Here is a 22,427-nt window from a genome sequence, read left to right as displayed (position 1 = left end):
GCGCAATTACTGCGCCCGTTTTGCCTGCTGCAACCACTTGTCCAGCTCGTTGGCGAACTGCTGACGGTCACGCTGATTCAGCGTATTCGGGCCGCCGGTCTGGATGCCGCTGGAGCGCAAAGTGTCCATAAAGTCACGCATGTTCAGGCGCTCACGAATGGTGTCCGGGGTGTAACGTTCACCGCGTGGATTCAGCGCCACCGCCCCTTTATCTATCACTTCTGCTGCCAGCGGGATATCGGCGGTGATCACCAGATCGCCTTTCTCACAGCGGCGCACGATTTCGTTATCCGCCACGTCAAAACCGGCCGCTACCTGCAGGGTGTGGATGTGTTTTGACGGCGGCGTTCTCAGCGGCTGGTTCGCTACCAGCGTCACCGACATCGCGGTGCGCTCTGCCGCCCGAAACAGCACTTCTTTGATTACGTTGGGACAGGCGTCCGCATCAACCCAAATCTGCATCATTCCGGCTCCTTCAGCCAATCGCGTACCGGCAGGAAATCACGGTACAGCGCCGCTTCCGGACTGTCTTCCGCCGGTTGATAATTGTATTCCCAGCGCACCAGCGGCGGCATCGACATCAGGATGGATTCGGTACGACCGCCGGTTTGCAGGCCGAACAGCGTGCCCCGGTCCCAGACCAAATTGAATTCCACGTAACGGCCACGGCGATACAGCTGGAACTGGCGCTCGTGATCGCCCCAGCTCAGTGTTTTGCGTTTCTCTACGATCGGCAGGTAAGCATCCAGGAAGCCTTCGCCCACCGCCTGGGTAAAGGCGAAGCAGGTGGCGAAGTCCGGGGTGTTCAGGTCATCAAAGAACAGGCCCCCGATGCCGCGAGCCTCGTTGCGGTGCTTGATAAAGAAATAGTCGTCGCACCACTTTTTGTATTTGGGATAAACCTGCTCACCGAAGGGCGCGCACAGCCGCTCGGCGGTGCGGTGCCAGTGAACGGCGTCTTCTTCGAAGCCATAAAACGGCGTCAGGTCAAAGCCCCCGCCAAACCACCACACCGGTTCTTCACCCGGTTTTTCCGCAATGAAAAAGCGCACGTTGGCGTGGCTGGTAGGAATGTAGGGGCTGCGCGGATGGATCACCAGCGAGACGCCCATCGCCTGGAAGCTGCGTCCGGCCAGTTCGGGGCGATGCGCGCTAGCGGAAGCGGGCAGGGTAGCGCCGGAGACGTGTGAAAAGTTGACGCCCGCCTGTTCGAACACCGCACCGTCGGTCAACACCCGGCTGCGGCCACCGCCGCCTTCTTCACGCGTCCAGCGGTCTTCGTTGAAAACGGCGCTGCCGTCGGCCTGGGCCAACTGGCTGCAGATGCGGTCCTGCAGCGCCAGCAGGAAGGATTTTACTTCTGCGATGGTCGATAAACTCATACGGAATAATTCACAGCGTCTGACTGAACAAGGCGCAGAGTATACCTTTATTCACCGCGGCTGGCAGTATCAGCCGGGTTTTCGTTGGTGCGTATCGTAATAGCTGAAGAAACTGATCACCCCATCGGCAATGGCGCGGGCGATTTTCTCGCGGAACGCGGTGGTGCCGAGCAGGCGCTCTTCTGCCGGGTTGGTAATGAACGAGGTTTCGACCAGCACCGACGGGATAGACGGGGATTTCAGCACCGCAAATGCCGCCTGTTCCGTACTGTTGCTGTGCAGGTGGTGTACCGGACGGATCTGGCCGAGCACGTGGCGACCGAGCGTCAGGCTGTTGTTGATGGTATCGGTCTGCACCAGATCAAACAGCACCTGTTGCAGATAGTTGTCTTGGTTTTTGTACTTGCCACCGGCCACGTCATCGGCGGCATTTTCACGGTTGGACAGGTAACGCGCCATGGCGCTGCTGGCACCGCGATTGGACAGGGCAAACACCGAAGCGCCCGAGGCTTCCGGGCTGGTAAAACCGTCGGCGTGAATGGAGATAAACAGGTCGGCCTGATGCTGGTGGGCAATCTCCACCCGTTGGAACAAGGGGATAAATTCGTCTTCTTCCCGCGTCAGACGGACTTCGACGTGTTCCTGTTCGTGCAGGATGCGACGGACGTGGTTGGCAATCTCCAACACGACGTGCTTTTCCTGTGAGCCTTCGCTGCCGACCGCGCCGGAGTCGATACCGCCGTGACCAGGGTCGATCATCACCAGCCTTTTGCTGCCGGACGGTTTGGGTGCCGGCTTGCTTGTCGGTTTGGGATGTTGGTTGCGCAGCATGCCACCGGACTCGGCTTCGGCGCTTTGGCTTTTGCTGCCGAGCAGTACCAACGCCAGGCCGGAGAGCAGTAATTGACGTCGCGTGGGGGAAACGGAGAGCGGCTTAAAATTGAGGAATTGTTTAACCTGCTTTTTCATAATGCTACGCTCCATCGACAAATTCTATTTTGCGACGTTATATCGTATTGATAATCATTAATCGACCTGATAACTATGTCCATTTATTACGCGGGTTACCGACTATTTCTGGATAATTGCTGGGGTAAATCGCAGTTTGATATTGCGTAAGTGAATAATCACGCGATAATCAGATAAACATCTTAATTAACAGCGGCGAACATCGATGGAAATTCGCGTATTTCGACAAGACGACTTTGAAGAAGTCATTACCCTGTGGGAGCGCTGCGATCTGCTGCGACCGTGGAACGATCCTGAGATGGATATTGAACGTAAACTGAATCACGATCCGGACCTGTTTCTGGTCGCCGAAGTGGGCGGAGAAGTCGTGGGCTCAGTGATGGGCGGTTACGATGGCCATCGCGGTTCGGCGTATTATTTGGGGGTACATCCGGATTATCGCGGGCGCGGTATTGCCAATGCGTTAATTAACCGTCTGGAGAAGAAGCTGATCGCGCGTGGATGTCCGAAGATCCAGCTGGTGGTGCGTGAAGACAACGACACGGTGATCGAGATGTACGAAAAACTCGGTTACGAGATCCAGAACGTGACCAACCTGGGCAAACGACTGATCGAAGATCAGGAATATTGAGTGGTCATTCGGGCGGTGAAATTTCACCGCCCGTTGCTGCGTGTTAAGGCAGTTTTTTGATGTTCTTCACATCCACTTCCACACTGCTCCAGTCTTTATCCACTTTCCCTTCCAACTGCACTTTATCTTTCGGGGTGATGGTCTGGCCGTTCCAGCGTTTTTTGTCGATCTCCACCGTCAGGGTGCCGCTGGCGTCGCGGAAGGTATAGGTGTCGTCACCGACGCGCTGCAAAATATTGCCCTGCAGCATCACCCAGGTGTCATCGCTCATCGACTTCACCTTGTCTACCGTGGTCAGCGCCGCGCTTGGGCCGGAGAAGCCGCCCTGCTGGGTATTTTGCGTTTGTGTCTGCGGCGCGGCTGGATCGAGGAACCCGCCTTGCTGTGCCAGAACCGGTGCGCTGCACAGAGCGATTAATGCGGCCAGGGTATATTTTTTCATTTGAAGCTTCCTTATCTCAATCGAGAGTCAAAGCCCTGCCAATCAGGACTGCTGGTTTGATGGAGTTAAGTAAAGCATGAAAATCTTAAGGGGTTCTTAAGCGAGCACATTGAAAACGCTAAACAGGACTCCCATTTGAAGGAGTAATAATAATGCAATTGGCAAGGAACCGACGTTGAAGCCACTCCCACACCATTTTTCCCCCGACGATTATGATCATCATGGCGCGCTGCGTTTGCCGCTGTGGTTTTGGGGCGTGCTGGTTTTACAGGCCCGGACCTGGATTTTGTTCGTGATGGCCGGTGCTTCACGCCAGCAGGGAGAAGGGCTGCTGCAGCTGTTTTACCCTGACACCCAAAGGTTCTGGTACGGCATCATGCTGGGGCTGCCGGCGGCGCTGGCATTTCTGTTGGCTCCACGGCGTCACCAATGGCCGCGATTGTGGCGTGCCTGGCGTTGGGTGCTTTGCCTCTCGCTACTGGCGGCACTGGGCGGTTCGGTGTTCAACCTGTGGCAACAGGCCGACAATCAGCCACCGCTGGATGCTGTCCTGATACTGCTTGATGCATTGGCCCTGGCCTATTTGTTGCTGAACCCGCGGTTGAAAGCCTGTTTTACCGTACAGAACGAAGCCGGGTAATTAGCGCCTGCGGCGGCACTTTTCCTATTTTCTGCACTCCAAGCTCGCAACCGATGGCGAAGCGTGGGCAGTTGTGAGAGGCTGGCACGCAGCAAAACGCCGGGCCCATGCCTTTGATGTTAAGGAGCTAGAGATGAATATTCGCCCACTGCTGTTAGGACTCCCGCTGTTACTGACTGGCTGTTCGACGATGTCGAACTTCTCCTGGTCGAGCCTGTCGCCACTTAACTGGTTTGGCAGCAGCCTTGAGGTCAGCGCCAAGGGCGTTGGCGATTTGAACGCCGGTACTCCGATGTCGGAAAGCGCCATCAACGACGGCTTGAAAGGCGATTACCGCCTGCGCGGCGGCATGGCTACCAGCCAGGGCCAGATAGTTTCTTACTATCAGGCGATGGACGGCGATGACGTGAAACTGGTGATCACCGGTGAACCCAAGGGCCACGTGCAACGGGTGGACGTGATGGACAGCAAGGTGGCGACCGAGTGGGGCAGCAAACTTGGCACGCCGTTCAGCGACCTGTACAGCAAGGCGTTCGGTGCCTGTAAACCGGCCGACGGCGACGATGCCGGCAAGGTGGAGTGTGTGGCGGAGCAGAGCAAGTACGTGACCTACATCTTCAGCGGCAAGTGGGCCGGCCAGCAGGACATCATCCCACCGGATGACACGCTGAAAAGCTGGACGATCAGCAAGATTATCTGGCACGCCAAACCTCAGTAAGCCTTTCTTTTTGGGCGCCCGATTTGCGGCGCCCCAGCATCCTTCATCATGACGGATATCCTTATTTTCTTTGCGTTCGGGCAAGGCAATTACCCTTGCTTGCGGTATGATGCTGCGCATTCGTAACAGGCTACTGTTACCCGATTCTGCTATTGAGGATAACGACAATGACACAGGTTCAGAGCGGCATTTTGCTGGAACACTGCCGTTTCGCCATTTTTATGGAAGCCACCGTTCAGGGCGAATTTGCCGAACTCCGTCAGGGCTGCAAGCAGTTTTGCCAGACGTTGACCGAGCTGCAACAGCAGTTCCCCGATGCGCATTTGGGTGCGGTGGTTGCCTTTGGCTATGACGTTTGGCACGACCTGTCCAGCGGTCAGGGCGCCAAAGAGCTGAAGCCATTCACCCCGCTCGGCAAAGGGCTGGCACCGGCCACCCAGCGCGACCTGCTTGTCCATATTCAATCCCTGCGTCATGATGTCAACTTCACGCTGGCCCAGGCCGCGCTGGCGGCGTTCGGCAACGCCATCAAAATTGAAGAAGAAACCCACGGTTTCCGCTGGGTGGAAGAGCGTGACCTGAGCGGCTTTATCGACGGCACGGAAAACCCGCAGGGCGACAAGCGACCGGAAGTGGCGGTGATTGCCGAAGGCGAAGAAGACGCAGGCGGTAGCTACGTGCTGGTGCAACGTTACGAACACAACCTGCGTCAGTGGCAGCGTTTCACCACCGAACAGCAGGAGCAGATTATCGGCCGTACCAAGCATGACAGCGAAGAACTGCCGCCGGAGCAACGTCCGGACACCTCACACGTCAGCCGGGTCGATCTGAAAGAAGAGGGCAAGGGCCTGAAGATCCTGCGTCAAAGCCTGCCTTACGGCACCGCCAGCGGCAAGCATGGGCTGTATTTCATCGCCTACTGCGCGCGCCTGCACAACATCGAAAAGCAGCTGCTGAGCATGTTCGGCGATCTGGACGGCAAACGCGACGCGATGCTGCGTTTCAGCCGCGCGGTGACCGGTAGTTATTACTTTGCGCCATCACTGACGCGCCTGCTGTCGCTGTAACACCTCTACCGGGGCTGGCGACGCCTGCTCCGGTTTTACTTCCCCCCTCTGCCATGCCGCTCCGTTCCTGCCTTATAGCGTTTGATGCTTGAAAATCACTAAACGGTATATAAAAGCGTTACAGCTCCGCACCTAGTTATAAATACACTGGTCAACATCAGGGCGAAAGCCCGACGGAATGACTCAGTAATAAGGTGCGCAATGAAACAAACTCGGGTTAAAAATATCGTACTGAAAGGATGGCTGGCGGCGGCGCTGTTAGCCAGCGGCACCGTCTCGGCAACTGAATTGCTGAACAGCTCCTATGACGTTTCCCGTGAATTGTTTACCGCGTTGAATCCTGGCTTTGTGCAGCAATGGAACCAACAGCATCCGGGCGACAAGCTGACCATCAAACAATCCCATGCCGGTTCCTCCAAGCAGGCGCTGGCGATCCTGCAGGGCTTGCGCGCCGATGTCGTGACCTACAACCAGGTGACCGATGTGCAGATCCTGCACGATCGTGGCCAATTAATCCCGGCTGACTGGCAGTCCCGCTTACCGAACAACAGCTCTCCTTTCTATTCCACCATGGCTTTCCTGGTGCGCAAGGACAATCCAAAAGGCATTCATAACTGGAATGATTTGGTGCGTGATGACGTGAAGCTGGTGTTCCCGAACCCGAAAACTTCCGGTAACGGCCGTTATACCTATCTGGCCGCCTGGGGGGCCGCCAACCAGGCGGATGGCAATGATCAGGCCAAAACCCGCGCTTTTATGACCCGTTTCCTGAAAAACGTGCTGGTGTTTGACACCGGCGGCCGCGGCGCGACCACCACCTTCGTCGAACGTGGCCTGGGCGACGTGCTGATCAGCTTTGAGTCGGAAGTGAACAATATTCGCAAGCAGTATGGCGAAGACAAATACGAGGTGATCGTCCCGCCGGTCGATATTCTGGCGGAGTTCCCGGTAGCCTGGGTCGATAAAAACGTGGCAAGAAATGGCACCGAACAGGCGGCCAAAGACTACCTGAATTATCTCTACAGCCCGGCAGCGCAGCAGGTGATCACCAGCTACTACTACCGCGTTTACGACAAGCAGGCGATGGCCGCAGCCAAAGGCCAGTTCCCGGATACCAAGCTGTTTCGGGTGGAAGATCAGTTTGGCGGCTGGCCACAGGTGATGAAAACCCATTTCGCCACCGGTGGCGAGTTGGATCAACTGTTAGCAGCAGGGCATAAGTAATGTTGTCGTTGACCAGCAAACGGGTTCTGCCTGGCTTCGGCCTCAGTCTGGGAAGCAGCCTGTTTTACACCTGCCTGATCCTGTTGCTGCCACTGAGTGCGCTGGTGATGCAGTTGGCGCAGATGAGCCTGGCACAGTATTGGGAAGTGATTTCCAACCCACAGGTGGTGGCGGCTTATAAAGTCACGCTGCTGGCGGCGGGCGTTGCCAGCCTGTTTAACGCGGTGTTCGGCATGCTGATGGCCTGGATCCTGACTCGCTATCGTTTTCCTGGTCGCACCTTGCTGGACGGCCTGATCGATCTGCCGTTCGCACTGCCGACAGCCGTCGCCGGTCTGACACTGGCGGGGCTGTTTTCCACCACCGGCTGGTATGGCCAATGGCTGGCGCATTTTGACATCAAAGTGACTTTTACCTGGCTCGGCATTGCCGTGGCGATGGCCTTTACCAGCTTGCCGTTCGTGGTGCGCACCGTGCAGCCGGTGCTGGAAGAGCTGGGGCCGGAATATGAAGAGGCGGCCGAAACCCTGGGCGCGACACGCTGGCAGAGCTTTCGCCGTGTGGTTATCCCCGAGTTGGCACCGGCGCTGTTGGCCGGTACGGCGATCTCCTTTACCCGCAGCCTGGGTGAGTTTGGCGCGGTGATTTTTATCGCCGGCAACATCGCCTGGAAGACGGAAGTGACCTCGCTGATGATTTTTGTGCGTTTGCAGGAATTTGATTATCCGGCGGCCAGTGCGATTGCTTCGGTGATCCTGGCGGCCTCGCTGCTGTTGCTGTTCAGCATTAACGTTCTGCAAAGCCGCTTTGGCCGACGCATCGGGGGGCACTGATGGCGGATATCTCTGAGTTCAACGGCGTCGAACGCCCACGCGTTAACTGGGGCAAGTGGACGCTGATCGGTATCGGCGTGCTGTTTTCGGTATTGCTGCTGGTGGTGCCGATTATTTCGATTTTCGCCGAGGCCTTTTCCAAAGGCATTGGTGTGATGTGGGGCAACCTGGTCGATCACGACATGTTGCACGCTATCTGGCTGACGGTGCTGATTGCTTTGATTACCGTGCCGTTCAACCTGATCTTCGGCACGCTGTTGGCCTGGTTGGTGACGCGTTTTACCTTCCCGGGGCGTCAGCTGTTGCTGACGCTGATCGACATCCCGTTCGCCGTTTCGCCGGTGGTGGCGGGGCTGATTTATCTGCTGTTTTACGGCAGCAATGGCCTGCTGGGCGGTTGGCTGGATGCGCATAATATCCAGCTGATGTTCTCCTGGCCGGGCATGGTGCTGGTGACCATTTTCGTGACCTGTCCGTTTGTGGTGCGTGAGCTGGTGCCGATGATGCTCAGCCAGGGCAGCCAGGAAGACGAGGCCGCTATTTTACTGGGCGCTTCCGGTTGGCAGATGTTCCGCCGGGTGACGCTGCCAAACATTCGCTGGGCGCTGTTGTACGGCGTGGTACTGACCAACGCGCGCGCCATCGGCGAGTTTGGCGCGGTATCGGTAGTGTCCGGTTCTATTCGCGGTGAGACCTTCAGCCTGCCGCTGCAGGTTGAGTTATTGCAACAGGATTACAACACGGTCGGCTCCTTTACCGCCGCCGGCTTGCTGACCCTGATGGCAATAGTGACCCTATTTTTGAAGAGTGGCCTGCAATGGCGTCTGGAACGTCAGAATGCACGTCTCGAGCGGGAGGAAAATCATGAGCATTGAGATTAGCGGTATCAATAAGTTCTTCGGTCGTACCAAGGTATTGAACGATATCTCGCTCGATATTGCCTCCGGTGAGATGGTGGCGCTGCTGGGGCCGTCCGGCTCCGGTAAAACCACGCTGCTGCGTATTATTGCCGGGCTGGAAAGCCAGAGCGGCGGGAAGCTGGGCTTCCACGGCACCGACGTCAGCCACGTGCATGCACGCGATCGCCGGGTGGGCTTCGTGTTTCAGCATTACGCGCTGTTCCGTCACATGACGGTGTTCGACAACATCGCCTTTGGCCTGACCGTGCTGCCGCGTCGTGAGCGTCCGAATGCCGCGGCGATCAAACAAAAAGTAACCCAGCTGCTGGAAATGGTGCAGTTGGCCCATTTGGCTAACCGTTATCCGTCACAGCTTTCCGGGGGCCAGAAGCAGCGCGTGGCACTGGCGCGTGCTCTGGCGGTCGAACCGCAAATTCTGTTGCTGGACGAACCCTTCGGTGCGCTGGATGCGCAGGTGCGTAAAGAACTGCGCCGTTGGCTGCGTCAGCTGCATGAAGAGCTGAAATTCACCAGCGTATTCGTCACCCACGATCAGGAAGAGGCAATGGAAGTGGCCGATCGTATTGTGGTGATGAGTCAGGGCAATATTGAACAGGTCGGTTCGCCGGAAGAGATTGTACGTGAGCCGGCCAGCCGCTTCGTGCTGGAGTTTATGGGCGAAGTGAACCGCCTGAGCGGCGAGATCCGCGGTTCGCAGCTGTTCGTCGGCGCGCACCAGTGGCCGCTGTCGTTCCAGCCAATGCATCAGGGCAGCGTAGACTTGTTCCTGCGCCCGTGGGAAATGGAAGTCGGCACCGAGAGCAGCGACCGCTGCCCGCTGCCGGTGCAGGTGCTGGAAGTCAGCCCGCGCGGCCATTTCTGGCAGATGACCGTACAGCCGATTGGTTGGCATCAGGAACCGATCAGCGTGGTGCTGCCGGATGGCAATGAACCGCCGGTACGCGGCGGCCGTTACTACGTTGGCAGCCTGAATGCGCGGTTGTACGCCGGCGACCAACTGCTACAACCTGTTGCGTTAGCTAAAAGCGCCTGATAGTTTTCAGTCCCCAGGTTAATTTTAAAGGCAACCCCGGGGTTGCCTTTTACTTTTCGTACTTCAACACACAGGCCAAGATCGTGACAACGCTCGAACAATGCATCGGTAATACCCCGCTGGTAAAATTACAACGTCTGGCTACAGGCCTGGGCAGTGAGGTTTGGCTCAAACTGGAAGGCAATAACCCCGCCGGTTCGGTGAAAGATCGCGCCGCGTTGGCGATGATCCAGCAGGCGGAACTGCGTGGCGAGATAAAACCCGGCGATCGCTTGATCGAGGCTACCAGCGGTAACACCGGTATTGCGCTGGCGATGATCGCGGCGCTGAAAGGCTATTCGATGACCTTGCTGATGCCGGAAAACATGAGCCAGGAACGTCAGGCGGCGATGCGTGCCTATGGCGCAGAGTTGATCCTGGTCAGCCGCGAGCAGGGGATGGAAGGCGCACGCGATCTGGCGCTGGAAATGCAGCATCAGGGGCAGGGCAAGGTATTGGATCAGTTCAATAATCTGGACAACCCATACGCCCACTTCACCACCACCGGCCCGGAAATCTGGCAGCAGAGCCATCAGCGGGTGACTCATTTTGTTTCCAGTATGGGCACCACCGGCACCATTACCGGTGTGGGCGGCTACCTGAAGAGCCAGAACCCTCAGGTGCAGATTATCGGCCTGCAGCCGGCAGAAGGCAGCAGTATTCCCGGTATTCGCCGCTGGGCACCGGCTTATATGCCAGGCATATTCCGTCCGGATCTGGTGGATCAGGTGTTGGATATCGAACAAAGCGACGCCGAACAGACCATGCGCCAGTTGGCGCAGCGCGAGGGTATATTCTGCGGTGTCAGTTCCGGCGGTGCGGTGGCCGGCGCGCTACAGATTGCGGCAGCCAATCCGGGCAGCGTGATTGTGGCGATTATCTGCGATCGCGGCGATCGTTATCTCTCTACCGGCGTTTTTGCCTGAGTTTATTCCCTTTCCAACGCATGTATCGGATCCATCCCGGCGGCGCGTTTCGCCGGGAAAAAGCCAAAAATAACCCCGATCAGCGTCGAACAGATAAACGCTGCGACGATGGATTCGGTGGAGTAAATCATCCTGAAGTTGTCACTGAATTGGCTGAACACCACGCCGATCGCCAATGACAACAGCACCCCCAGCGTGCCACCCAGCAAGCATACCAGCACCGCTTCAATCAGGAACTGTTGCATGATGTCGCTGGCGCGAGCACCAACTGCCATACGTACGCCGATTTCACGCGTGCGCTCGGTGACTGAGACCAGCATGATATTCATTACCCCAATACCGCCGACCACCAGTGAGATCAGTGCGATCATCGACACCAGTAGCGTCAGGGTGGCGGTGGTTTGTTCAATGGTCTGGCGAATGCTGTCGGTGTTCATCACAAAGAAGTCCTTGCCGCCGTGGCGCTGGCTCAGCAGACGAGTGACGCCATCTTCGGCGCTGGCAAGATCGATATCGTCGTTAACCCGCACGGTAATGCTTTTCAGGTAGCTCTGGCCCAGCATGCGTTTCATGGCGGTGGTGTAGGGGATCCAGACGTTGAGGTTTTCATCGCTGCCGAAGCCACTTTGTTTTTTGGCGGCGACGCCGATAATGCGGCACGGCAACGAACCGAGCAGGATCACTTCGCCCAGCGGATTGACGCCGTGGGGAAACAGCTTGTCGCGGGTATTTTCGTCGATCACCGCTTCCTGCATCAGACGGTCGACGCTTTGGCGGTTAAACGCCATGCCGCTGTCAATGTTGTAGCCGCGCACCAGAAAATACTGTTCGCCGACGCCATTGACCGTACCGCTGACTGATTGGTTGCCGTAGCGAAAAGTGGTGCTGCTGGAAACGGTTGGCGTCACGCTGTGCACGTAGTTCTGCTGTGCCAGCGCGTCGGCGTCGGTGGCGCGCAACGTTTGTACTGCGGCAGAGCGCATATCGCCGAAATCTTTGCCCGGATAAATCTCCAGTGTGCTGGTACCCATGGCATTAATGTTCGCCAGCACCTGTTGTTGAGAACCTTTGCCCAGCGCCACTACCGACACCACCGAGGCGATGCCGATGATAATGCCCAGCATGGTCAGCAAAGTGCGCAGGCGTTGAGAGGCCATCGCCAGCAATGCCATTTTAAACGCCTCATGCAGGCGGTCGCGTTGTGATTGCCAACGGCCGGCGGCGTTATCCGGTGTCTTTGGCAGGCGTGCGGCGGTTTGTGCGGTTTTCTGCCGGTCGGCGACAATCTCGCCGTCGCTGAGCTCAATGATGCGCTGGGCATGTTCGGCGATCTGCATATCGTGGGTGACGATCACTACCGTGTGGCCGTGTGCGTGCAGGTCTTTCAGGATACCGATCACTTCTTGCCCGCTGTGGCTGTCCAGCGCACCGGTCGGTTCGTCTGCCAGGATCACTTCGCCGCCGTTCATCAATGCCCGGGCGATACTGACGCGTTGCTGCTGGCCACCCGAGAGCTGGCTGGGACGGTAATCCAGCCGTTGTGCCAGGCCCAATCGCTGTAGCAGATCGGCGGCGCGCTGTCGGCGTGCACTGCGCTGATGGCCGGCATACACCGCCGGGACTTCCACATTGCCCTGCGCGCTGAGATCTCCCAGCAAATGATAACGCTGGAAGATAAAACCGAAGTGTTCGCGGCGCAGCTCGGCCAGGCTGTCGCTACCCAGTTGCCCGGTGCTGCGACCGGCTACCTGATAATCGCCTTCACTGGGACGGTCAAGGCAGCCGAGAATGTTCATCAGCGTCGATTTACCGGAGCCGGAAGCCCCCACGATCGCCACCATTTCGCCCTGAGCAATGGTGAGATTGATATTGTTCAGCACCGTCACGTTTTGCTCGCCGGCCCGAAAATGGCGGCTGATGCCGCGCAGTTGCAGCAGAGACTGTTGGCTCATCATCACATCCCCATCGGCGGCGGACCCATGCGTCGGGTGCTGCTTTTAGTCGTGGCTGTGGTCTGGCTGACAATCACTTGCTCGCCAGCCAGCACGCCGCTGATAATCTGTGCATCGACGTTGTTATTGATGCCGACCTTGACCGGGCGGCGGGCAATATTGCCTTGTTTATCGACCACCTGTACCCAATTGCCTTGCAGTGCCGTCGCGGGGATCACGACAGCATTCTCTGCCTTCGCCAGCACGATATAGACTTGCGCGGTCATTGATATGCGTAGCGCACCGTCCGGGTTGGCCACGTCAAACAGACCGTTGTAGTAAATCGCGGTGCTGGAGCTGGAGGAACTGCTGGAGCTGCTGGTACTGGACGACGTGGTCGTGTCGTTGATGGAGTCCGGCGCGGGTTCTATCGCCCGCAGGGTCGTGCGGTAGCGCTTGTCCGGTTCGCCGAGGATGGTGAAGTAGACCGGCATGCCGGATTTCACCCTCACTACGTCGGCTTCAGAGATTTGCGCCTCGATGGTCATGGTGGCCAACTGGGCGACTTTGACGATGGTGGGTGCGCTTTGCACTGCGTTCACCGTTTGGCCTTCCTCCACGGGGAGGGCGACAATGGTACCGTCGATCGGTGAGGTGATTTTGGTGTAACCGAGATTGACCTGTGCGGTGTTGACCGCGATCTGCGCCTGAACGATTTGTGCATCCAGCGCATTGATGTCGGCCCTGGTAGCAATCAGCGTCGCCTGGGCGTTGTCCAAATCCGCTCGTACGCCGACGCCGCGCGCCACTATCGCCTGCTGGCGCTGATAAACCAGCTGATTGTTATGCAGTGCCGCCATTTTGGAGGCGCGCTGTGCCTGAACGTTTTTTAATGCCGCTTCTGCGTCTCTCAGGGCGTTCTGCTGGGTTAAGTCGTCAATCTCGGCTACCCGTTGCCCTTTATGTACTTTATCGCCCAGCGCCACGTACAGGGCCTTTATCTGGCCGGAGACCTGGGCGCCGACGCTGACCTGCTTTTGCGCTTCAATGGTGCCGTCAGCCAACACCGTTTGTTCCAGGTCGCGCGTTTGCGCCACGGCGGTGATATAACGGGGAGTTTCTTCGCTGCCTTGCGACCTGAAGTAGAGAAATAAGGCGATAGCAGCCACAATAACGGTGGGCAGCAGATAACGTTTTGAGCGTTGAAACGATGACATGGCGGTGAGCTTCCCTGGCATAAAAGCACGGCAAAAATCTGTTGGCACTAATTTAACGCGCCGTCGGCCGGGCTGCGGTTAAGTGGCGTTCAGGAATATGTAAGGATTGAGTAAAACCGGCTGCGAAGCAGACAAATAGACGTGAAAATGGCGAAAATCCGCGAAGGAGCAAGGCATGAAAATTTTATTGGTCGATGATGACCTCGAACTCGGCACCATGCTGAGCGAATACCTGACCGGCGAAGGCTTTAACGCCACGCTGGTGCTGACCGGCAAGGCCGGGGTGGAAGGCGCGTTGTCGGGTGATTACACCGCGATGATCCTCGACATCATGCTACCGGACATGAGCGGCATCGACGTACTGCGCGACGTGCGTAAAAAGAGCCGCATGCCGATCATCATGCTGACGGCCAAGGGCGATAACATCGACCGGGTTATCGGCCTGGAAATGGGGGCCGACGACTATATGCCCAAGCCGTGCTATCCCCGCGAACTGGTGGCGCGCCTGCGTGCGGTACTGCGCCGCTTCGACGAGCGCCCGGATGAGGTTGACGATGAGATTGCGATTAATTTCGGCGAGCTGACCCTTAACCCATCGACCCGCAGCAGCGAATGGCGAGGTAAGGCGTTCGATCTGACCGCTTCCGAATTCAACCTGTTGGAGTTACTGCTGCGCGCGCCGGAGCGTGTGGTATCAAAAGACGAGCTGTCAGAAAAAGGTTTAGGCCGCCCTCGGGAAGCCTACGACCGCAGCGTTGACGTGCACATCAGCAATATCCGCCAGAAGCTGGGGGCGTTGACGGACAACGCGCTCAGCATTGAGACGGTGCGCAGCATCGGCTACCGCATCCGATAATGCCTATGCGTGGAAGACTGTTCTGGAAAATCCTGCTCGGTTTCTGGCTGACCTTTATCATCATGACTCAGGCGCTGTGGGTCGCTTTTTCCTTGTATGGCGATCGTTACGAGCCACCGGAAAACGCCATGGCCCGGCGGGTGGTCACGCTGCAGTTGACCTCTGCCGCTACGCAATTGCGCAGCGGTGGAATGCCTGCGCTCAATGCCATGCTGAAAGACTGGTCGGATGATGACCGACGTTTATTGACCGTGACCCCGCTGGCTAAGCCGCCTGCACCGGCCGCTGAGGAACCGGTGTTTGAGGGCCGTCGGATGCCAAAAACGATCACCGCCTGGGTAGAGGGTGAGGGGGGCAAGGGCTATTGGCTGAGTTACGACATGCGTGGCCTGCGGGACGAGTATCGGCCGAACAAGCGTTCGCATTTCTTCAATATTCCTGCGCCGATGCTTTGGGTGGGCGGGCTGGCAGGATTGTTGTTCAGCGCAGTACTAGCCTGGAACCTGACCCGGCCGATGCGCAAGCTGCGCGACGGTTTTGATCGCGTAGCGCAGGGCGACTTGTCGGTACGTCTGTTCCCGGCAATGCGCCGACGGCATGATGAGCTTTCTGAGGTAGCGCGTGACTTTGACAGCATGGCCGAACGGCTGGAACTGTTGGTCAGTGCCCGTGAGCAGTTGCTGCACGACGTTTCGCACGAACTGCGCTCACCGTTGGCCCGATTGCAATTGGCGATTGGCCTGGCGCGACAGAATGAGGGTAACGTAGAAAACTCGCTGCAGCGCATTGAGCACGAAGCGGGGCGGTTGGATAAAATGATCGGCGAACTGTTGGCGCTGTCGCGTGCCGAGAGCAACAGCCTGCCGGATGAAGAGTATTTCGACCTGTACGGGCTGGTGGACGCGGTGGTGAGCGATGCGCGCTACGAAGCGCAGATCCCAGGGGTAGAAATCGTGCTGCAGGCCAGTTCGGACGTGGACTACACCGTCAAGGGTAATGCCGAACTGATGCGGCGAGCGGTGGATAATATCGTGCGTAATGCGTTGCGTTTCTCCAGCCACGGGCAGCGGGTGACGGTGGTGCTGACGCGTATTGAGCAACTGTTCCAGATTGAGGTCAGCGATCAGGGACCGGGTGTGGAAGAGTCGAAACTTTCCAGCATTTTTGATCCCTTCGTCAGGGTGAAATCGGCGATGTCAGGCAAGGGCTACGGGCTGGGGCTGGCGATCACCCGCAAGGTGGTATTGGCACACGGCGGCCAGGTTGAGGCGCGCAACGGTGAAAAGGAAGGGCTGGTGATTACCCTGCGAATTCCACGCTGGAGTTAATCGCTGTTACGATTGGCTTGAATGGCAGAGATAAAAAAACGGCGCCGAAGGCGCCGTTCTTGCGTTCATTCGCGATTACTTCTTGATGCGGATGATCGGGGTCTCACCGACGGTGACGTTACCGGTCAGTTTGATCAGTTCTTTGATCTCGTCCATGTTGGAGATAACCACCGGCGTCAGGATAGACTTGGCTTTCTCTTCCAGCAGGGCCAGATTGAACTCAATAACCACATCACCTTTCTTGACGCGCTGGCCTTCTTCAGCGATGCGTTTGAAGCCTTCGCCTTTCAGTTCAACGGTGTCGATACCGAAGTGGACAAACAGCTCGATGCCGCTGTCGGATTCGATAGAGAAAGCATGGTTGGTTTCGAAAATTTTACCGATGGTGCCGTCAACCGGAGCAACCATTTTGTTGCCTGTTGGTTTGATGGCAATACCATCGCCAACGATTTTTTCAGCGAATACTACGTCAGGTACATCTTCGATATTAACGATTTCGCCAGAAAGTGGAGCTACGATCTCGATAGTGCCCGTGTCTTTCTTGTCATCAGAAACCAGAGATTTCAACTTATCGAACAAACCCATGATCTTCTCCTAAGCATTAAATTGGGCGGCGTTCCAGTGTCGTGGAAGTTTAGCAGAGCGTTTTTTCTTCGATGAATTTATTCACGCAATTCATCAGATCTTGCGCCGTTGGCTGTGCCAAGGCTTGCGCTGCCAACGCCTTCACATCTTCGAAATTAGTATTACGTATAATTTTCTTGATGCGCGGGATTGAAATCGCACTCATGCTGAACTCATCCAGCCCCATGCCCAATAACAACAGTGTAGCACGCTCATCGCCAGCCAGTTCACCGCACATACCGGTCCACTTGCCTTCTGCGTGAGATGCATCAATAACCTGTTTGATCAGGCCAAGCACTGATGGGGACATCGGGTTATAGAGATGAGAAATCAGCTCGTTGCCGCGATCTACTGCCAGAGTATACTGGGTTAGATCGTTTGTCCCAATACTAAAGAAGTCGACTTCTTTCGCCAGGTGATGGGCAATCACCGCCGCGGCCGGTGTTTCCACCATCACGCCCACTTCAATTGTTTCGTCAAACGCCTTGGCTTCTTCACGCAGCTGCGCTTTCAGCGTTTCGATTTCGCCTTTCAGATCGCGAACTTCTTCCACCGAAATGATCATCGGGAACATGATGCGCAACTTGCCGAACGCGGAGGCGCGCAGGATGGCACGCAGCTGGGCATGCAGGATTTCTCTGCGATCCATGGCGATACGGATGGCGCGCCAGCCGAGGAACGGGTTCTCTTCTTTCGGCAGGTTCATGTACGGCAGGTCTTTGTCGCCGCCGATATCCATGGTGCGTACGATCACGGCCTGTGAGCCCACGGCTTCCGCAACGGCTTTATAAGCCTGGAACTGCTCGTCTTCGGTTGGCAGTGAGTCGCGGTCCATGAACAGAAATTCGGTACGATACAGGCCGACACCTTCAGAGCCGTTGCGCTCTGCACCTGCGACGTCGCGCACGGTGCCGATGTTGGCACAGACTTCAACCTGATGACCGTCCAGCGTAATTGCCGGCAGGTCTTTCAGCTTGGCCAGATCGTTTTTCTCGGTGAGGTACTGGTTCTGTTCGGCTTTCAGCTGATCGATAACGTCAGCGGTTGGGTTAACGTAAATTTTATTGTTAACCGCGTCCAGAATCAGGTAGTCGTCGTTCTTCACCTGCTTGGTTACGTCGCTGGTGCCCACGATTGCCGGCAATTCCAGGGAGCGCGCCATGATGGAGGTGTGTGAAGTCCGGCCGCCGAGATCGGTGATGAAGCCCAGAACCTTGTCCAGGTTCAACTGCGCGGTCTCAGACGGGGTCAAATCGGTAGCAACCAGGATCACTTCGTCCTGAATTGAGCTCAGATCGACGATAGCCAGGCCCAGAATGTTCTGCAGCAGGCGTTTACCGATGTCACGTACGTCGGCCGCACGCTCTTTCAGATACTCATCGTCGAGTTCTTCCAGCGCTTTCGCCTGGCCTTCGATGATGGTGTAGGCAGCCGCATCCGCAGAAGCCAGATCATCTTTGATTAGGGCTATGATTTCCTGCTCAAGCTCTTCGTCTTCCAACAGCATGATATGGCCTTCGAAGATAGCTTCTTTCTCTTCGCCGAAGGTTTCGCCAGCTTTGGTCTTGATCGCTTCCAACTGCACGGATGCCTTGGCGCGGCCATCAAGAAAACGTTGGACTTCCTGCTCTACAGCGTCTGCAGAGATTTTCTTCCGGTTGATGACAATTTCATCTTCTTTCAGTAGGAGAGCCTTACCAAAAGCGATACCCGGTGATACTAAAATGCCTGAAATCATAACCCTACCTTACTCTTGACTGGTGTTAACTAAGAAGACGGGCCGATTACTCAAGCTCTGCCATCAGTTTTACCAAGTGTTCAACGGCTTTCTGCTCGTCTTCACCTTCAGCGGAGATGGTCACTACGGTCCCTTGAGTCAGCCCCAGAGTTTGCAGTTTGAACAGGCTTTTGGCGCTGGCGCTTTTACCGTTAGAGGTCACGGTGATGTCAGACGTGAAGCCTTTGGCTTCTTTCACGAACTGAGCGGCAGGGCGAGTGTGCAGACCATTCGGAGCGGTAATAGTAACTTCTTGCTGGAACATTGATGTTTCCCCAACTTATTGGTGTGTTGTGGAGCTAAAGTTTAGCCCAAGGGTATGACTTTAGCTTGTCTGGTTAGCGCCTGACTATGGTACAGGGGCGAGCATTGATGCAACAGAAAACGACGAGTTTGGCACTTCAGATCAAAAAAACCGGCTTCTGCCGTCGTTTAAATCCGCTCTCCATTATGCCGTGTTTACCGCATCCGCGACAAACGAGTAAATCGATTCAGCCTAAACAACGAATGGAGGGTGATTAATTTCGCGCATCGAAATAATGCACCGTTAAATACTAAAGCTGGCGGGTAAAATCAATCTTCGACTGCTATAAACTTTGATCCAGTCCACAAAAAAGCACCCCGTAAGGTGCTTTTTTAGCGATTAGTGCGCGGCTGGCACTACTGTTGCAATTCTTGTTCGGTGAACAAATCGGCGAACAAGGCGGTGCTCAAATAGCGCTCGCCGGAGGAAGGTAATATCACCACGATGGTTTTATCGGCGAACTCTGGTTCTTCAGCCAGTTTCACCGCTGCGGCCACGGCGGCACCGGAGGAAATGCCGGCCAGAATGCCTTCTTCGTCCATCAGGCGACGCGCCATGCTGATGGCTTCGTCGTTGGTGATTTGCTCAACGCGATCAACCAGATCGAGATCCAGGTTGCCGGGGATAAAGCCTGCGCCGATACCCTGAATTTTGTGCGGGCCCGGTTTGATTTCTTCACCGGCCAGCGCCTGGGTGATCACCGGTGAGTCGGTAGGTTCTACCGCCACGGTGGTAATCGCCTTGCCTTTGGTGTTCTTGATATAGCGGCTGACACCGGTCAGCGTACCGCCGGTACCGACGCCAGAGATGAAAACGTCAACTTCGCCATCGGTATCTTCCCAGATTTCCGGGCCGGTGGTTTGTTCGTGGATCGCCGGGTTGGCCGGGTTGCTGAACTGCTGCAGGATCAGGTAACGGTTGGGATCGGTGGCGACAATTTCTTCCGCCTTGGCGATCGCGCCCTTCATGCCTTTAGCGCCTTCGGTCAGCACCAGGTTGGCGCCCAGCGCCTTGAGCAGTTTGCGGCGTTCGATGCTCATGGTTTCCGGCATGGTCAGCGTCAGCTTATAGCCGCGTGCGGCGGCGACGAACGCCAGTGCGATACCGGTGTTGCCGCTGGTTGGCTCCACCAGTTCTTTGCCGGCAACCAGGACACCGCGTTTTTCTGCGTCCCAAATCATATTGGCACCGATGCGGCATTTGACGCTGAAGCTCGGGTTGCGTGATTCAACCTTGGCCAGAATGCGTCCGTTGCCGATACGGTTCAGACGAACCAGCGGCGTATGGCCGATTGTTAATGAGTTGTCTTCATATATCTTGCTCATAGCCCGTCCTTTAACTCTATGAAAATGTGGGGAACGTCGAAAGCATACGCTAACAGTACCGGCAGGGAAGTAAAGAATTGGTATATCTATATGTTATTAGGAAATAAGTTTTAAGCACAAGGATAAGGGCGCAAATTGCGCGCCCTGTCGAAGAATTAATCGTAATGTGGCCGATAAAACGGCTCAGGAACGAACGAATTGTGGACGGTAACGATCAACCCACATCGCCGTGGCACCACAAACCGCGACCGGCAGGATCACCAGGTTGAGGATTGGGATCATGGTAAACAGGCTGACCATAGCGCCAAACTGCAGATTGTCGGTCTTATGCTGGCGCAGTGCGCGGCGCATATCGGCGAAGCTCACCTTGTGGTTATCGAACGGATAGTCGCAATACTGGATTGCCAGCATCCAGGCGCTGAACAGGAACCACAACACCGGTGCCACCGTCTGGCCAATGCCCGGAATGAAATAGAGTATCAGCAGCAGCAGCGCGCGTGGCAGGTAGTAGGCCAGCTTGCGCCATTCACGCGCCATAATGCGCGGCAAATCTTTCACAATGCCAAAGATACCGGTGTCCGGCAGCGGTTTGCCGGTCAGGCTACCTTCCAACTGCTCGGCCAGCAGGCCGCAGAAGGGGGCGGCAATCAGGTTGGTGATGGTGCTGAACAGATAGCTGAACACCAGCAGTACCGAAATGACCGCCAGCGGCCACAGTAAATAGCTCAGCCACTGCAGCCAGGTGGGAACATGGCTCATCATGCTGGGGATCCAGTCGCCGAGCTGACTGAACAGCCACCAGAAGGCGGATCCCATCAGCAATACGTTGACCAGCAATGGCAATACTACATAGCGTTTAATCCCCGGGCGTGAAATCAGGCGCCAGCCTTCGGCAAAATAATGCAGGCCGCTGGTGGAGTGAGAAGGTGACTGCGTATAGGACATATCTTAAGTTATCTCTTTGTCTGAACAGGCTTAGCTATCATATCGGGATGATTTTCTACTGGCTAGGGTGACATTGGCTGAAAAAACAGCAAAAAAAGGCAGTATAATCATCTTTATTGGCATAAAGTTCAGCACGGACTTGCACTTGTGTGCTCGGGCAAATAGAGTTAAAGAGTGAATGTTTGCCGCGGTGGCAATGTATTGGAACAACAGAGATAGCAATGATGCAGGATTTGCGTCTGATATTAATCGTTGTTGGCGCGATCGCCATAATAGCGTTGTTATTGCACGGTCTTTGGACCAGTCGTAAGGAACGCTCATCGCTTTTTCGCGATCGCCCAGCCAAACGTTCCAAAAAGGAACGTGAACAATCCCCGATCGACGAACTCGATGAAGGTGTGGGGGAGGTGCGTGTACGCTCCGCTCACCCGGAAGACGAGCCGTCCTTTGGTCATTTTGATGCCGCTCGCGAAGAACCCGTGGTTGCGCCCAAGCCTGCTCCGGCGGCTGAGCCAGCACCGCGTGCCGTTCAACCGGCTGCCCATCAGACTCCGCCACCGCTGTCCCAGCGGCCGGATTATGATGACATCCTGTTGGACAACTACGCGCAGGACGAAGACGACGAGCCGCAGCAGCCTGCGCCGCGCCGTGAACCGCGCGTTGACGATCTCCCGCCTGTGGCACCTGCAGCAGAGCCGGCGTTCCATGCCGAACCTGCTCATCAGCCGCAGCCGGAAGTGAAGCCAGCGGTGGCGCACGAGCCTCAGCCTGCTCCAGCTGCCATCAAACCGGCAAAACTGAAAGAAACCGTACTGGTGCTGCACGTTACCGCACATCAGGGTGGCGTGATCGGCGGCGAAATCCTGCTGCAGAGCGTGCTGCAGGCGGGCTTCCAGTTTGGTGAAATGGGCATCTTCCATCGCCATATCAGCCCAGCGGGCAGCGGTCCTGTGCTGTTCAGCCTGGCGAATATGGTTAAGCCAGGGTCCTTTGATCCTGAGATGATGTCTGATTTCTCTACGCCGGGCGTGTCGATGTTCATGATGGTGCCGTCTTATGGCGACGCTAATCAGAACTTCAAGCTGATGCTGCAGTCGGCACAGCGGATCGCCGACGATGTGGGCGGTGTGGTGCTGGACGATGAGCGCCGCATGATGACCCCGCAGAAGCTGGAAACCTACAAAGCGCGCCTTCGTGAAGTGTTGGAAAACAACGCCTGATCGACGGCCACGCGCACTGAACATCCGTAACAACAAAGCCCCCGCTTGCCGGGGGTTTTTTATCTTTGATGGTGAG

At 56.4% G+C, this 22,427-nt stretch carries 23 protein-coding genes; 12 read left to right on the top strand and 11 right to left on the bottom strand.

Annotated features, from left to right (window positions below; genetic code table 11):
• Positions 1-6 precede the first annotated feature (6 nt).
• The 3 genes from E5C26_RS17780 to amiA form a co-directional block, all read right to left on the bottom strand.
• Positions 7-462 carry a YaiI/YqxD family protein gene (locus E5C26_RS17780; RefSeq protein WP_135317712.1) on the bottom strand — a complete coding sequence of 152 codons (456 nt, stop codon included), beginning with the start codon at positions 460-462 and terminating at the stop codon, positions 7-9.
• Positions 462-1,382 carry an oxygen-dependent coproporphyrinogen oxidase gene (gene hemF, locus E5C26_RS17775; RefSeq protein ID WP_135317484.1) on the bottom strand — a complete coding sequence of 307 codons (921 nt, stop codon included), beginning with the start codon at positions 1,380-1,382 and terminating at the stop codon, positions 462-464. Before hemF ends, E5C26_RS17780 begins: the two co-directional genes overlap by 1 nt.
• Before the next feature lie 69 nt (positions 1,383-1,451).
• Positions 1,452-2,351: an N-acetylmuramoyl-L-alanine amidase AmiA gene (gene amiA / locus E5C26_RS17770; RefSeq protein WP_135317483.1), complete on the bottom strand. Its 900-nt coding sequence runs from the start codon at positions 2,349-2,351 to the stop codon at positions 1,452-1,454.
• Positions 2,352-2,556: 205 nt separating this feature from the next.
• Between amiA and E5C26_RS17765 the strand changes: the two genes are divergently transcribed.
• Positions 2,557-2,982, top strand: coding sequence for a GNAT family acetyltransferase (locus E5C26_RS17765; protein ID WP_061808110.1), 426 nt, complete (start codon positions 2,557-2,559; stop codon positions 2,980-2,982).
• 43 nt (positions 2,983-3,025) lie between these two features.
• Here the strand turns inward: E5C26_RS17765 and E5C26_RS17760 are convergent, their stop codons facing one another.
• Entirely contained in the window at positions 3,026-3,424 is a 399-nt protein-coding gene (locus tag E5C26_RS17760; RefSeq protein ID WP_135317482.1) for a YgiW/YdeI family stress tolerance OB fold protein, read from the bottom strand.
• Positions 3,425-3,599: 175 nt separating this feature from the next.
• Here E5C26_RS17760 and E5C26_RS17755 point away from each other — a divergent pair, with 175 nt between their 5' ends.
• The 8 genes from E5C26_RS17755 to cysM all read left to right on the top strand — a co-directional run bounded on the left by E5C26_RS17755 (position 3,600) and on the right by cysM (position 10,824).
• Positions 3,600-4,064 carry a DUF2919 domain-containing protein gene (locus E5C26_RS17755; protein ID WP_135317481.1) on the top strand — a complete coding sequence of 155 codons (465 nt, stop codon included), beginning with the start codon at positions 3,600-3,602 and terminating at the stop codon, positions 4,062-4,064.
• Positions 4,065-4,197: 133 nt separating this feature from the next.
• Positions 4,198-4,782, top strand: coding sequence for an RpoE-regulated lipoprotein (locus tag E5C26_RS17750; RefSeq protein ID WP_135317480.1), 585 nt, complete (start codon positions 4,198-4,200; stop codon positions 4,780-4,782).
• Between the two features lie 167 nt (positions 4,783-4,949).
• Positions 4,950-5,849: a Dyp-type peroxidase gene (locus tag E5C26_RS17745; RefSeq protein ID WP_135317479.1), complete on the top strand. Its 900-nt coding sequence runs from the start codon at positions 4,950-4,952 to the stop codon at positions 5,847-5,849.
• A gap of 201 nt (positions 5,850-6,050) precedes the next feature.
• The gene (locus tag E5C26_RS17740; RefSeq protein ID WP_135317478.1) at positions 6,051-7,073 is read left to right on the top strand and encodes a sulfate ABC transporter substrate-binding protein; all 1,023 of its coding nucleotides are present in this window, start codon (positions 6,051-6,053) and stop codon (positions 7,071-7,073) included.
• Positions 7,073-7,906, top strand: a complete 834-nt coding sequence (gene cysT / locus E5C26_RS17735; protein ID WP_012146168.1) for a sulfate/thiosulfate ABC transporter permease CysT — start codon at positions 7,073-7,075, stop codon at positions 7,904-7,906. Before E5C26_RS17740 ends, cysT begins: the two co-directional genes overlap by 1 nt.
• Complete coding sequence (cysW, locus tag E5C26_RS17730; RefSeq protein WP_017893587.1) at positions 7,906-8,781, top strand: sulfate/thiosulfate ABC transporter permease CysW; 876 nt, start codon at positions 7,906-7,908, stop codon at positions 8,779-8,781. Before cysT ends, cysW begins: the two co-directional genes overlap by 1 nt.
• Complete coding sequence (cysA, locus tag E5C26_RS17725; RefSeq protein WP_135317477.1) at positions 8,771-9,859, top strand: sulfate/thiosulfate ABC transporter ATP-binding protein CysA; 1,089 nt, start codon at positions 8,771-8,773, stop codon at positions 9,857-9,859. Before cysW ends, cysA begins: the two co-directional genes overlap by 11 nt.
• Positions 9,860-9,942: 83 nt before the next feature.
• Positions 9,943-10,824, top strand: coding sequence for a cysteine synthase CysM (gene cysM / locus E5C26_RS17720; RefSeq protein ID WP_135317476.1), 882 nt, complete (start codon positions 9,943-9,945; stop codon positions 10,822-10,824).
• A 2-nt stretch (positions 10,825-10,826) separates the two neighbouring features.
• Here cysM and E5C26_RS17715 read toward each other — a convergent pair whose 3' ends face one another.
• Both E5C26_RS17715 and E5C26_RS17710 read right to left on the bottom strand, forming a co-directional pair.
• Positions 10,827-12,776 (bottom strand): MacB family efflux pump subunit, encoded by a 1,950-nt coding sequence (locus E5C26_RS17715; RefSeq protein ID WP_167796678.1) that lies wholly within the window; start codon positions 12,774-12,776, stop codon positions 10,827-10,829.
• A gap of 2 nt (positions 12,777-12,778) precedes the next feature.
• Positions 12,779-13,972: an efflux RND transporter periplasmic adaptor subunit gene (locus tag E5C26_RS17710; protein WP_135317475.1), complete on the bottom strand. Its 1,194-nt coding sequence runs from the start codon at positions 13,970-13,972 to the stop codon at positions 12,779-12,781.
• A 175-nt stretch (positions 13,973-14,147) separates the two neighbouring features.
• Here E5C26_RS17710 and E5C26_RS17705 point away from each other — a divergent pair, with 175 nt between their 5' ends.
• Positions 14,148-14,828, top strand: a complete 681-nt coding sequence (locus E5C26_RS17705; RefSeq protein WP_012146164.1) for a response regulator transcription factor — start codon at positions 14,148-14,150, stop codon at positions 14,826-14,828.
• 5 nt (positions 14,829-14,833) lie between these two features.
• Positions 14,834-16,156 (top strand): ATP-binding protein, encoded by a 1,323-nt coding sequence (locus E5C26_RS17700; protein WP_135317474.1) that lies wholly within the window; start codon positions 14,834-14,836, stop codon positions 16,154-16,156.
• Positions 16,157-16,231: 75 nt separating this feature from the next.
• Here the strand turns inward: E5C26_RS17700 and crr are convergent, their stop codons facing one another.
• From crr to cysZ, 5 genes are all read right to left on the bottom strand, one after another.
• On the bottom strand, positions 16,232-16,741 hold the full coding sequence (gene crr / locus E5C26_RS17695) for a PTS glucose transporter subunit IIA (RefSeq protein WP_012146162.1): 510 nt from the start codon (positions 16,739-16,741) through the stop codon (positions 16,232-16,234).
• A 49-nt stretch (positions 16,742-16,790) separates the two neighbouring features.
• Positions 16,791-18,518 (bottom strand): phosphoenolpyruvate-protein phosphotransferase PtsI, encoded by a 1,728-nt coding sequence (ptsI, locus tag E5C26_RS17690; RefSeq protein WP_135317473.1) that lies wholly within the window; start codon positions 18,516-18,518, stop codon positions 16,791-16,793.
• A 46-nt stretch (positions 18,519-18,564) separates the two neighbouring features.
• On the bottom strand, positions 18,565-18,822 hold the full coding sequence (gene ptsH, locus E5C26_RS17685; protein ID WP_004936458.1) for a phosphocarrier protein Hpr: 258 nt from the start codon (positions 18,820-18,822) through the stop codon (positions 18,565-18,567).
• 395 nt (positions 18,823-19,217) lie between these two features.
• The gene (gene cysK / locus E5C26_RS17680; protein WP_135317472.1) at positions 19,218-20,186 is read right to left on the bottom strand and encodes a cysteine synthase A; all 969 of its coding nucleotides are present in this window, start codon (positions 20,184-20,186) and stop codon (positions 19,218-19,220) included.
• A gap of 183 nt (positions 20,187-20,369) precedes the next feature.
• Positions 20,370-21,131, bottom strand: a complete 762-nt coding sequence (gene cysZ, locus E5C26_RS17675) for a sulfate transporter CysZ (RefSeq protein ID WP_135317471.1) — start codon at positions 21,129-21,131, stop codon at positions 20,370-20,372.
• A 221-nt stretch (positions 21,132-21,352) separates the two neighbouring features.
• Between cysZ and zipA the strand changes: the two genes are divergently transcribed.
• On the top strand, positions 21,353-22,351 hold the full coding sequence (gene zipA, locus E5C26_RS17670) for a cell division protein ZipA (protein ID WP_135317470.1): 999 nt from the start codon (positions 21,353-21,355) through the stop codon (positions 22,349-22,351).
• The last annotated feature ends 76 nt before the right edge of the window (positions 22,352-22,427 follow it).

This window comes from Serratia proteamaculans, from assembly GCF_004684015.1.
GTDB classification, from domain to species: domain Bacteria; phylum Pseudomonadota; class Gammaproteobacteria; order Enterobacterales; family Enterobacteriaceae; genus Serratia; species Serratia proteamaculans_F.
This window is presented reverse-complemented; position numbering and strand designations above follow the sequence as displayed.

Excerpts from the sequence above, each read along its gene's own strand:
- E5C26_RS17780 (WP_135317712.1), bottom strand. The coding sequence starts at position 462 with ATGCAGATTTGGGTTGATGCGGACGCCTGTCCCAACGTAATCAAAGAA.
- hemF (WP_135317484.1), bottom strand. The coding sequence starts at position 1,382 with ATGAGTTTATCGACCATCGCAGAAGTAAAATCCTTCCTGCTGGCGCTG.
- amiA (WP_135317483.1), bottom strand. The coding sequence starts at position 2,351 with ATGAAAAAGCAGGTTAAACAATTCCTCAATTTTAAGCCGCTCTCCGTT.
- E5C26_RS17765 (WP_061808110.1), top strand. The coding sequence starts at position 2,557 with ATGGAAATTCGCGTATTTCGACAAGACGACTTTGAAGAAGTCATTACC.
- E5C26_RS17760 (WP_135317482.1), bottom strand. The coding sequence starts at position 3,424 with ATGAAAAAATATACCCTGGCCGCATTAATCGCTCTGTGCAGCGCACCG.
- E5C26_RS17750 (WP_135317480.1), top strand. The coding sequence starts at position 4,198 with ATGAATATTCGCCCACTGCTGTTAGGACTCCCGCTGTTACTGACTGGC.
- E5C26_RS17745 (WP_135317479.1), top strand. The coding sequence starts at position 4,950 with ATGACACAGGTTCAGAGCGGCATTTTGCTGGAACACTGCCGTTTCGCC.
- E5C26_RS17740 (WP_135317478.1), top strand. The coding sequence starts at position 6,051 with ATGAAACAAACTCGGGTTAAAAATATCGTACTGAAAGGATGGCTGGCG.
- cysT (WP_012146168.1), top strand. The coding sequence starts at position 7,073 with ATGTTGTCGTTGACCAGCAAACGGGTTCTGCCTGGCTTCGGCCTCAGT.
- cysW (WP_017893587.1), top strand. The coding sequence starts at position 7,906 with ATGGCGGATATCTCTGAGTTCAACGGCGTCGAACGCCCACGCGTTAAC.
- cysA (WP_135317477.1), top strand. The coding sequence starts at position 8,771 with ATGAGCATTGAGATTAGCGGTATCAATAAGTTCTTCGGTCGTACCAAG.
- E5C26_RS17715 (WP_167796678.1), bottom strand. The coding sequence starts at position 12,776 with ATGAGCCAACAGTCTCTGCTGCAACTGCGCGGCATCAGCCGCCATTTT.
- E5C26_RS17710 (WP_135317475.1), bottom strand. The coding sequence starts at position 13,972 with ATGTCATCGTTTCAACGCTCAAAACGTTATCTGCTGCCCACCGTTATT.
- E5C26_RS17705 (WP_012146164.1), top strand. The coding sequence starts at position 14,148 with ATGAAAATTTTATTGGTCGATGATGACCTCGAACTCGGCACCATGCTG.
- E5C26_RS17700 (WP_135317474.1), top strand. The coding sequence starts at position 14,834 with ATGCGTGGAAGACTGTTCTGGAAAATCCTGCTCGGTTTCTGGCTGACC.
- crr (WP_012146162.1), bottom strand. The coding sequence starts at position 16,741 with ATGGGTTTGTTCGATAAGTTGAAATCTCTGGTTTCTGATGACAAGAAA.
- ptsI (WP_135317473.1), bottom strand. The coding sequence starts at position 18,518 with ATGATTTCAGGCATTTTAGTATCACCGGGTATCGCTTTTGGTAAGGCT.
- ptsH (WP_004936458.1), bottom strand. The coding sequence starts at position 18,822 with ATGTTCCAGCAAGAAGTTACTATTACCGCTCCGAATGGTCTGCACACT.
- cysK (WP_135317472.1), bottom strand. The coding sequence starts at position 20,186 with ATGAGCAAGATATATGAAGACAACTCATTAACAATCGGCCATACGCCG.
- cysZ (WP_135317471.1), bottom strand. The coding sequence starts at position 21,131 with ATGTCCTATACGCAGTCACCTTCTCACTCCACCAGCGGCCTGCATTAT.
- zipA (WP_135317470.1), top strand. The coding sequence starts at position 21,353 with ATGATGCAGGATTTGCGTCTGATATTAATCGTTGTTGGCGCGATCGCC.